Source organism: Phenylobacterium ferrooxidans (assembly GCF_042714595.1).
GTDB classification, from domain to species: domain Bacteria; phylum Pseudomonadota; class Alphaproteobacteria; order Caulobacterales; family Caulobacteraceae; genus Phenylobacterium; species Phenylobacterium ferrooxidans.
Genome location: NZ_JAOTJD010000018.1, coordinates 77,645 through 87,190, shown reverse-complemented (window position 1 = coordinate 87,190; position 9,546 = coordinate 77,645). Strand labels below are relative to the sequence as shown.

11 protein-coding genes are annotated in these 9,546 nt (G+C 69.3%); 6 read left to right on the top strand and 5 right to left on the bottom strand.

From position 1 onward, the window contains the following. The 5 genes from OCL97_RS11155 to tilS form a co-directional block, all read left to right on the top strand. Positions 1-577: energy transducer TonB (locus tag OCL97_RS11155; protein ID WP_377370124.1), on the top strand; the 577-nt coding region annotated here is incomplete at its 5' end. 23 nt (positions 578-600) lie between these two features. Next, the gene (tolB, locus tag OCL97_RS11150) at positions 601-1,896 is read left to right on the top strand and encodes a Tol-Pal system beta propeller repeat protein TolB (RefSeq protein WP_377370128.1); all 1,296 of its coding nucleotides are present in this window, start codon (positions 601-603) and stop codon (positions 1,894-1,896) included. A gap of 129 nt (positions 1,897-2,025) precedes the next feature. Then, a complete protein-coding gene (pal, locus tag OCL97_RS11145) occupies positions 2,026-2,562 on the top strand; it encodes a peptidoglycan-associated lipoprotein Pal (RefSeq protein ID WP_304783600.1) in 537 nt (178 codons plus the stop codon). Between the two features lie 126 nt (positions 2,563-2,688). Continuing rightward, positions 2,689-3,537 (top strand): tol-pal system protein YbgF, encoded by an 849-nt coding sequence (ybgF, locus tag OCL97_RS11140; RefSeq protein WP_377370123.1) that lies wholly within the window; start codon positions 2,689-2,691, stop codon positions 3,535-3,537. Next, entirely contained in the window at positions 3,534-4,736 is a 1,203-nt protein-coding gene (gene tilS, locus OCL97_RS11135) for a tRNA lysidine(34) synthetase TilS (RefSeq protein WP_377370127.1), read from the top strand. The genes ybgF and tilS overlap by 4 nt, the downstream gene beginning before the upstream one ends. 70 nt (positions 4,737-4,806) lie before the next feature. On the opposite strand, the gene OCL97_RS11130 is transcribed toward tilS, so the two are convergent. Together OCL97_RS11130 and OCL97_RS11125 are read right to left on the bottom strand one after the other, a co-directional pair. Then, entirely contained in the window at positions 4,807-5,673 is an 867-nt protein-coding gene (locus tag OCL97_RS11130; protein ID WP_377370122.1) for an alpha/beta fold hydrolase, read from the bottom strand. A 47-nt stretch (positions 5,674-5,720) separates the two neighbouring features. Beyond that, positions 5,721-6,224, bottom strand: coding sequence for a hypothetical protein (locus OCL97_RS11125; protein ID WP_304783613.1), 504 nt, complete (start codon positions 6,222-6,224; stop codon positions 5,721-5,723). A gap of 118 nt (positions 6,225-6,342) precedes the next feature. On the opposite strand from OCL97_RS11125, the gene OCL97_RS11120 reads away from it, so the two are divergent. After that, complete coding sequence (locus OCL97_RS11120; protein WP_377370121.1) at positions 6,343-6,744, top strand: hypothetical protein; 402 nt, start codon at positions 6,343-6,345, stop codon at positions 6,742-6,744. Here OCL97_RS11120 and OCL97_RS11115 read toward each other — a convergent pair. The 3 genes from OCL97_RS11115 to OCL97_RS11105 form a co-directional block, all read right to left on the bottom strand. Further along, complete coding sequence (locus OCL97_RS11115) at positions 6,741-7,508, bottom strand: M23 family metallopeptidase (protein ID WP_305339144.1); 768 nt, start codon at positions 7,506-7,508, stop codon at positions 6,741-6,743. The genes OCL97_RS11120 and OCL97_RS11115 overlap by 4 nt on opposite strands. Before the next feature lie 260 nt (positions 7,509-7,768). Beyond that, positions 7,769-9,193, bottom strand: a complete 1,425-nt coding sequence (locus tag OCL97_RS11110; protein WP_377370120.1) for an NAD(P)(+) transhydrogenase (Re/Si-specific) subunit beta — start codon at positions 9,191-9,193, stop codon at positions 7,769-7,771. After that, positions 9,190-9,534 carry an NAD(P) transhydrogenase subunit alpha gene (locus tag OCL97_RS11105; RefSeq protein WP_377370119.1) on the bottom strand — a complete coding sequence of 115 codons (345 nt, stop codon included), beginning with the start codon at positions 9,532-9,534 and terminating at the stop codon, positions 9,190-9,192. The genes OCL97_RS11110 and OCL97_RS11105 overlap by 4 nt, the downstream gene beginning before the upstream one ends. Between the last annotated feature and the right edge of the window lie 12 nt (positions 9,535-9,546).

Below are 9,546 nucleotides of genomic sequence, written 5' to 3'. Positions count from 1 at the left end.
GGCGCCCCTGCCCGAGCCGCTGCCCCCGGCCCCCGTCCCCGCGCCGAACCCCGTCAAGCCCGCGCCGGCGGCGGCCAAGCCCACGGCCGACCCCACCGCCAAGGGCGTCCAGAAACCCGCCACCAAGCCTCAGAAGGCCCTGGACCTCGACGCTCTATCGGCCAGCATCGCCAAGTCCCGCCCCGCCGGGGGAAAGTCCTCGTCCGCGGCCAGAGGGCCCACGCGGCAGGAGACCGCCCTCGAGGCCCGCGCCGCGGCCGGCGCCGGCAAGGGGGTCTCGGCCAGCGCGCTGGCGGGCCTGGTCTCGCAGATCGAGCGCCGTTGGAACCCCAACTGCGAGGTCGAGGGCGGCCGAGACGTGCGGGTGCGTGTCACCTTCACCCTCTCGGCCACCGGTCAGGTGGTCGGCGCCGTGGAGGCCGGCGGCCAGGAAACCTCTTCCAATCCCGTGGTCCGGGCCGCCGCAGAACGGGCCATCCGCGCCGTTCGCCAGGCCGCCGCCGACAAGGCCCTGCCCCGTGAAGTCTACGGTCAAGCCTGGGCCCCCACCTTCAACGCCCAGGAAGCCTGCCAATGAGCGCCCTAAAGGAGACCCGCCCGATGCGATTGAAGGCCGTCTGTCTGGCTCTCGCCAGCCTCATGCTTGTCACGGTGTCAGTATCCACGCCGGCCGCCGCCCAGATCGAGATCAACGTCAACAAGGGCGATGTCCAGCCCCTGCCCATCGCCATCCCCGCCTTTGGCGGAGCCCGCGGCGCCGACATCGCCCAGGTGATCACGGGCAACCTGGAGCGCTCGGGCCTCTTCGCCCCTATCGGTCAGCAGGCCTACATCGAGAAGGGGCTGAACGTGGCCGTCCAGCCGCGCTTCCCCGACTGGAAGGCGATCAACGCCCAGGCCCTGGTCAATGGCCAGGTCACCGTCGAGGGCGGCCGGCTGCGGGTCGATTTCCGCCTCTGGGACATCTATTCGGAGCAGCAGCTCCTGGGCCTGCAGTTCACCTCCACGCCTGAGAACTGGCGTCGCGTGGCCCACAAGATCTCCGACGCCGTCTATGAGCGGCTGACCGGCGAGAAGGGCTATTTCGACACCCGCATCGTTTTCGTGTCCGAGACCGGGGGGCGCATCAACCGCACCAAGACCCTGGCCATCATGGATCAGGACGGCGCCAATCCCAGCTACCTGACCGACGGCTCCTACATCGTCATGTCACCGCGCTTCTCGGCCACCAGCCAGGAGATCACCTACATGACCCTGCGGCCGGAGGGGTCGGCCATCTACCTGTTCAACCTGGAGACCGCCCGGCGCGAGAGCATCGGCCAGTTCCCAGGCATGGTCTATGCGCCGCGCTTCTCGCCAGACGGCGGCCGGGTGGCCTTCTCCGTGGAGCGGGGCGGCAACAGCGACATCTATGTGATGAACCTCAAGAGCCGCAGCTCGGCGCGCCTGACCTCCGACCCCGGCATCGACACCTCGGCCTCGTTCTCACCCGACGGGACCAAGATCGTCTTCAACTCCGACCGCGGCGGCCAGCCCCAGCTCTACATCATGAATTCCGACGGCTCGGGCGTCCGTCGCATTTCTTACGGATCGGGCCGCTATACGACCCCGGTCTGGAGCCCGGTGGGGGACTTCATCGCCTTCACCAAGCAGACGGGCGGGGAGTTCCACATCGGGGTCATGCGTCCGGACGGTTCGGATGAGCGGCTTTTGACCACCAGCTACCTCGACGAAAGCCCCACCTGGGCGCCGAACGGGCGCGTGCTGATGTTCAGCCGTGAAACGCCAGGCGGGCCTCCGCGTTTGTGGACGGTGGATGTAACAGGTCGAATCCTGCGGCCAGCGCCCTATCCGGGCTCTGGCTCAGACCCAGCCTGGTCTCCGCTGCTCAACTGACGAGAGAATTCAGGTGTAACGTTTGCATAGTGACGGTCATTTGAAATGTCCGACACACGGAAATGCAGGTACAGTTTAGTGAATGGCGCGGTTGGCGCCGGCGAAACCCAGCTTAAGGAGAAGCCAGACATGAGCTTCAGCACCAAGCACGCCCTTCGACTGGCGCTTGTCACCACCGCGGCTCTGTCCATGGCCGCGTGCGCCAGCAAGCCCAAGCCCGGCCCGGGCGTCGGCCCTGGCCCCGGCCCGGGCTACCCGTCGCAACCGGGTCCCGGCCCCGGCGTCGGCAATGTGGTCCCCGGTTCGATCCAGGACTTCGTCGTCAACATCGGCGACCGGGTCTATTTCGATTTCGACCAGTATGACATCCGCTCCGACGCTGGCCCGGTGCTTGACGCCCAGGCCCAGTGGCTGATGCGTTACCAGGGCGTCCAGGTCCGCATCGAGGGTAACGCCGACGAACGCGGCACCCGCGAGTACAACCTGGCCCTCGGCGCCCGCCGCGCCAACTCGGTGCGGGAATATCTGGTGAGCCGCGGCGTCTCGCCGGCGCGGATCTCCACCGTGTCCTTCGGCAAGGAACGCCCGATCGATCCGGGCACCAGCGAGGACGCCTATCAGCGCAACCGGAACGGCCACACCGCCATCACCGGCGGCGCGCGCTAAGAACGGCCAGTACCAGTTCGAGGAGAGTGCGAGAGGGGTCCCCGCAGCGGGACCCCTCTTTGCGTTCTGGACTAATCCCACGGACGAGCCCCAATTTGGCCCACCCGACCTGAAGATGATGACCGCATGACCCTTCGCCGCCTCGCCCTCGCCTCCGCAGCCGTCCTGACTCTGGTCAGCTCAGGCCCCGCCTTCGCCCAGACGCCCATCGATCCGCTGGACGCCCGCGACGCGCGGCGCCTGGACCGCATGGAGCAGGTGATGCGCGAGCTGCGCTCCATCGTCTTCCAAGGCCGCGACTCTGGAAAGCCGGTGGTGGTCCAGCCCGCCGAGACCGACTACCAGCTTCAGGAACTGACCCGGCGCATCGCCGACCTCGAACAGGCGCTCACTCGGGTGAACGGTCAGCTTGAGACCACCAACCACGACCTGCAACTCGCCAAGCGTGACGCCGAGGCCTTGAAGCGGGACAACAAGGCCCTGGCCGACCGGCTCGGCGGTGTGGAGCAGCGGCAGGTGGCGCCGGCGCTTGAGGGGCCGTCTCCCGATCTCGCCGGCGGCTCCAGCGGTGGGTCCGCCCCCGTCCAGACCGCGTCCGAGGCCTTCACCGCCGCCCGCCAGCTGATGCTCAGCGGCGACTACACAGGGGCGGAGGGCGCCTTCCGCGACTATGCGGACCGCTATGACACCAGCGCCAAGGCGCCCGAGGCTCGCTACTGGCTGGGCAAGACCCTTGCCGCCCGGGGCGCCAACGCCGATGCGGCCCAGGCCTATATCGCCGCCATCCGGGGCTGGCCCGCCACCGCCTGGGCGCCTGACGCCACGGTGGAGCTGGCCCGCTCCCTGATCGCCATCAGGAAGCCCGCCGACTCCTGCCAGATCCTCGGCGAGTTCGACCGGCGCTACCCCAAGGCGACGCCCGCCGTGAAGGGCCGCGCCGCAGCCGCCCGGACCCTGGCCAAGTGCGCGGCCTGACCGCCGCCGTCCACAAGGTTCTAGACCGCCGCCTGCTGAGCGCCTCGCCCGCGCCGATCGCCGTCGCCCTGTCCGGCGGCGGAGACTCCCTGGCGCTCAGTCTGATCGCCGCCGACTGGTCCAAGGTCCGTAGGCGGCGCCTGCTGATCCTGACCGTCGATCATGGCCTGCGCGCTGAGAGCGCGGCCTGGACCAGGGCCTGCGCCGCAACCGCGGACCGCCTGGGCGCCGACTTCCGGGCCCTGGCCTGGGAGGGCGACAAGCCCGCCACCGGCCTGCCCGCCGCTGCCCGAAGCGCCCGCCACCGGCTGATCGCGGACGCCGCGCGGGCGGCCGGGGCAAAGGTGGTCCTGATGGGCCACACCGCCAGTGACCGGCTGGAGGCCGCCGCCATGCGGCAGGCCGGCGCCTCGACTCCAAGTCCCCGCGAGTGGAGCCCGTCACCGGCCTGGCCCCAGGGCCGGGACGCCTTCCTTCTGCGCCCCATGCTCTCCCAGACACGCGCGGAGATCCGGGCTTGGCTGGCGGAGCGTGGCGAAACCTGGATCGAGGACCCCGCCAATGAGGATCCCCGCTTCGCCCGGGCCCGCGCGCGGGCGACCCTGACCGGCGACGAGACGGACACCGTCCTTTCGACCCCCGTACTGGCCGGTCTCGCCCTCGCCACCGCCGACCTGGCAGGAGGGCTTGCGACGCCCCGCGCGCTGCTACGGGGGGCGCCGGCGGCCTTCCTCGCCGCCGCCTGCCTCTGCGCCGCCGGAACCGCCCGACCGCCGCGCGGCGACCGCCTGAAGCGCCTAGCGGACATCCTGAGGGGCGAGCGCGATCTCACGGCCACCCTGGCCGGAGCCCGGATCGAGGCCGACCAGCGCGACGTCCGGTTTCTGCGCGACCCTGGCCGCGCAGGTCTGGAGATACTCTCGCTCGCCGCGGGGCATACGGCTGTCTGGGATGGACGGTTCGAGATCACCACGGACCGGCCCATTGTGGTCCAGGCTCTGGCGGGGCACGCGGCCAGCCTCTCGCCGGCTTGCCGCTCGGCGCTGCAGCGCCTGCCGGCCGGGGCACGCGGCGGCCTGCCCTTCATCCCGGGAGCAGGCTCCCCCGTCCTGGCGGCGGTTCCGAAGGTGCTGGCCCGCCCGCTCGCCCTGCACCGATTGCGCGCCGCCTGTGGTCTGATCGATCGGGAACCGGCCTAGCCGCTGCGGAGAGGCCTGGGGTCGAGGCCCCCTTGGACTGGGCGACAGCCCGCGGCTGAGAGGCCGCGGACTAACCTTCCGCCATGACGTGCTCGATCCCGACGATGATCGGATCGGCGAAGCGTTTGCCCAGCAGGGTCGAGTGGTTGGCCCCGGCGATGTCGGCGAGATAGCCGCGGACCGAGGCATGGGCGGGCGCGGCCTGGATGGCTTTCAACCGCGCGCCGAGGCGCGTGCCGCCGGCATTGACCACCGCCACCGGCAGGTCGGGGTGATAGTGCCCGATCTCCCGTCCCTGGGCCGAGGTGGCCGGCCAGTGCATGACCTCCTCCGCCGACCAGTGGGCGTGGCTGGCCAGGCCGTAGATGCGGCGCTTCTCGGTGGAGGCCTCCCCCTCCAGGCCGATCTTGTCACCGGCCACCAGGGCGAAGGGCTTCATGAAGCCGAGACCGGCCCAGCGGCCCACCAGCTTCATGGCGCGCAGGAACCCATTGATGGCGCGCGCGGCCGCGGGGCTCTCGATGGTCTCGGGCGTCACGGCGTCCACCAGCACCACTCCGGTGACGCGCTCGCGATTGCGGCCGACGAACACGCGCAGCAGCAGGCCGCCCATGGAGTGGCCCACCAGGATCAGCGGCCCGGTCTCACCCACACGGGTCAGCAGCGCCTCGAGGTCGGCCACGATGGCGCGGCCGTCCCGCGGCCTGGGCCCTGGATCGGAATAGCCGAGCCCCGCGCGGTCATAGGCCATACTGCGCAGGCCCCTGTCGGCCAGGCGTTGCTGCACCACCGCCCAGTCGGCCGCGCACCCGAAGGCGCCGCACTCCAGCACGATCAGCGGCCCGGCCGTCTCGGGGCCCGCCCGCACGACGCGCAACCGCCGCCCGCCGATGTCGACGAGAGCCCCGCGCGTGGGATGGAAGCCTGCCTTGGCCATGAGCCAGACCTAGGGGCCGGCCTGGGCCGAGGCAAGAGTAGCGTCGGCTATTTCCAGACCACGGTCTGCGGCGCGTCGGCGGACCCGTAGTCGATCTCCACCCGGGTCACCGCCTTGGCCCCAGGGGGGACATCAAAGGGCGCGCGGGCCAGGGTGGGCTTCAGGGTGACCGGCGGGCCGCCGTCGAAGCTGACGCGGACCATGCGGACGCCCAGTTCGGGATTGACCAGATAGGCCGGCTGATCGGTGGCCACGCCCTTCTCGGTGACCACGAAGAAGCGCTTGGTCTGGCTGGCGCCCGCGTACCACATGATGTTGAGCTGCTGGCCGCCGACCCGCCAGTTGGGAGTCATGGAGACCGTGGCGTCGGAGCCCTTGGTCTTGATCTGGGTGGTCTGGGCGGGAAGCACGCCGTGGGCGCCTTCGGCGGTGGAGAGGGCCAGCCCGGCCGGCGCCGCCGGGGCCGCGGGTTCGCTCTTCCCGCAAGCGGCGAGAGATGAGCCCAGTAGAAGCACGGACGCGAGCGCAAGCCCGCTAAAGCCTGAACGCATGGGTCGTTTCCTCGTTTTTTATGACACGAGGATGGGCACAAGCTTGGCCTTGCTACAAGACGATGCGCGCAAGCCTTACTGGGACTAGGTTCGCGGCGGCACGATGAGGGATTCGACCATGCTGCGGCTGATTCTGGCGGTGATTCTCGGGCCTCTCGTGGGGCTCGTCGTGCTGGGCGCGGTCGACGGCGCCGCCAACACGATCTTCCCCCCGCCCCCGGGGGTCAACCTGACCGATCCCGCGGCCATCCGCGCGGCCACTGCGGTCCTGCCCGTCGGCGCCCAGGTGGGCCAGGTGCTCGCCTGGCTGCTGGGGCCCCTGGCCGGGGCCTGGAGCGCAAACCTGATCGCGGGACGCCGGGCCTTGGCCGGCCGCATCGTCAGCGGCCTGTTCCTGGCCTTCGCGGCCTGGACCGTGGCCACCACCGCCTATCCGATGGGAACGCGGGTGGGCCTGGCGATCGCCGTCCTGATCGCCGCCCTGGCCGCCGACCGCGCCTCGGGCAGGCCCAGGACCTAGCCCTGGAACTTGAGGGTCTGGCGGACGCGGCCGTCCTTGCCCTTCTTGCCCTTGGCGGCCTTGGCCTCCATCAGCGCCTTCTTGCTCTCCGGAATCTCCGACACGGTGGCGAGACGCACGCGGGGGGAGACATAGGAGGCCAGCTTGATGGGCAGGTCTTCGGCGGTGGCGAATTCGCGGTTCAGGAAGACCAGGGGGTTGAGCGGCTTGTCATCCTGGCGGATCTCGAAGTGGAGGTGCGGGCCGGTGGAGGTGCCGCTGGAGCCCATGCGGCCCACCGTCTTGCCGGCCTCGACATAGGCGCCCTTCTTCATGCCGCGCTCGATCTTGCCGAGGTGGGCGTAGAAGCTGGTGAGACCCACGCCATGCTCGACCTCGACATAGCGGCCGTAGGAGGCGCTCTCGCCGGCGCGGATCACGATGCCGTCCGAGACGGCGACGACCCTGGTCCCGACGGGACCCGCGATGTCGACGCCCTCATGCAGCCGACCGCGGTCTTCCCAGGGCATCCGGCGCAGGCCGAAAGGGGAATTGATCTTCTCGCCGGGGACCGGGTTGCCGCACTCGAAGGCCGGCGGCGGCGGGGGCGGCGCCACCTCCTCGACCGGGGCGGCGACGGGGGGCTTGGTGTCGGTCTTGTCGAGGAGGTTCGGCCGAGCGGCATAGGCGACGGTGGCGACGCTCAGGGCCAGGACGCCGGCAACGGCGACCTCGAGGCCAAAATGGCGCACACGATCGGTGGTCGACAAGGACTTCAAAAACAAGCGGAACCTCTTCCAGTACAGTCGAGCTTAGAACGCGTCCGCTAGAGGTGGTGCGGAACAGCTTCGACCAATCGCCACGGGTAAGCGGCGACCTATTGCCGTGGCTTTAAGACAAAATATTGGCGGCGTTAAGGATTAGCTTTGAACCTATTACAGCAGAGCCGAGTGAAGCTCGACCATAGATTCAAGTGGTAAAGGTTCTCCTAGCCGGGCTGCGACAAAATCGCAGCCCGCGCCAGCGAGTTCCTGAGGGCCAGAGTCTAGAGGCCCTTCAGAATGCCTTCGACCATCTTCTTGGCGTCCCCGAACAGCATCATGGTGTTGTCGCGGAAGAAGAGTTCGTTCTCGACCCCGGCATAGCCGGAGCTCATGCCGCGCTTCACGAACAGCACGGTGCGGGCCTTTTCGACGTCCAGGATCGGCATGCCGTAGATTGCGCTGGTGGGGTCGGTCTTGGCGGCCGGGTTGGTGACGTCGTTGGCGCCGATCACGAAGGCCACGTCGGCGCTGGCGAACTCGGCGTTGATGTCCTCCAGCTCGAAGACCTCGTCATAGGAGACGTTGGCCTCGGCCAGCAGCACGTTCATGTGCCCGGGCATGCGGCCGGCGACGGGGTGGATGGCGTACTTCACCTCCACGCCCTCTTCCTTCAGCTTGTCGCCCATTTCGCGCAGGGCGTGCTGGGCCTGGCTGACGGCCATGCCGTAGCCGGGGACGATGATCACCTTGGAGGCGTTCTTCATGATGAAGGCCGCGTCCTCGGCCGAACCCTGCTTGACCGGCCGGGTCTCGACCTGGCCGCCGCCGGCGGCGGCCGCATCGTCGGCCCCGAACCCGCCCAGGATCACGGAGATGAAGCTGCGGTTCATCGCCTTGCACATGATGTAGCTCAGGATCGCGCCTGACGAACCCACCAGGGCCCCGGTGATGATCAGTGTCACGTTCTCGAGCGTGAAGCCCAGGGCCGCCGCCGCCCAGCCGGAATAGCTGTTCAGCATGGAGACCACGACGGGCATGTCGGCGCCGCCGATGGGGATGATCAGGGTGACGCCGATCAGCAGGCTGAGGACGAGGATCGCCCAGAACGCCCAGATGACCTCCGGCTGGCCGCCCCCCATCACCAGCACCACCACCATTGCGACGATGGCGAGCGCGATGACGATGTTCAGCAGGTGGCGGGCGGGCAGCATGATCGGCGCGCCGCTCATATTGCCGTTCAGCTTGAGGGCCGCGATGATCGAGCCGGTCAGGGTCACGGCCCCGATGGCCAGGCCCAGGGACAACTCCACCAGGGAGCTGACGTGGATCGTGCCGTCCTCGGCGAGGATGCCGTAGGCGGCCGGCGTGTAGATGGCGGCGACCGCCACCAGGCAGGCCGCGGCCCCCACCAGGCTGTGGAAGGTGGCCACCAGTTGCGGCATCGAGGTCATGGCCACCTTGCGGGCGATCACCGCGCCCACCGTGCCGCCTATGGCGACGCCGCCGACGATGAGGCCGAGCGTCAGGGTGTCCAGCGCCTGTTGCCCCCAGAGGGTCAGCAGGGTGGTGCCCACGGCGATGGCCATGCCAATCATGCCATTGCGGTTGCCCGCCTGGCTGGTGGTGGGACTGGACAGGCCGCGCAGGGCCAGGATGAAGAGGACGCCCGAGACGATATAGGCGATGGCCGCGAGATTGGCGTTCACTTGGCGCCTTCCTTCTGCACGGGCTTATCCTTCTTCTTGTACATGGCCAGCATCCGCTGGGTGACCAGGAAGCCGCCGAAGATGTTCACGGCGGCGAAGGCCGCGGCGATGGCGCCGGCCCCCTTTGAGATCATGACGTTCTGGGTCAGGCCCGCGTCCGGTCCGCCACTGGCGGCCGCGGCCAGCAGGGCGCCGACGATGATCACCGAGGAGATGGCGTTGGTCACCGCCATCAGCGGGGTGTGCAGGGCGGGCGTCACGCTCCAGACGACGTAGTAGCCGACGAAGATCGCCAGCACGAAGATCGCCAGGCGGAAGACTGTGGGATCGACGGCTTCCATCGTTTCCTCCTT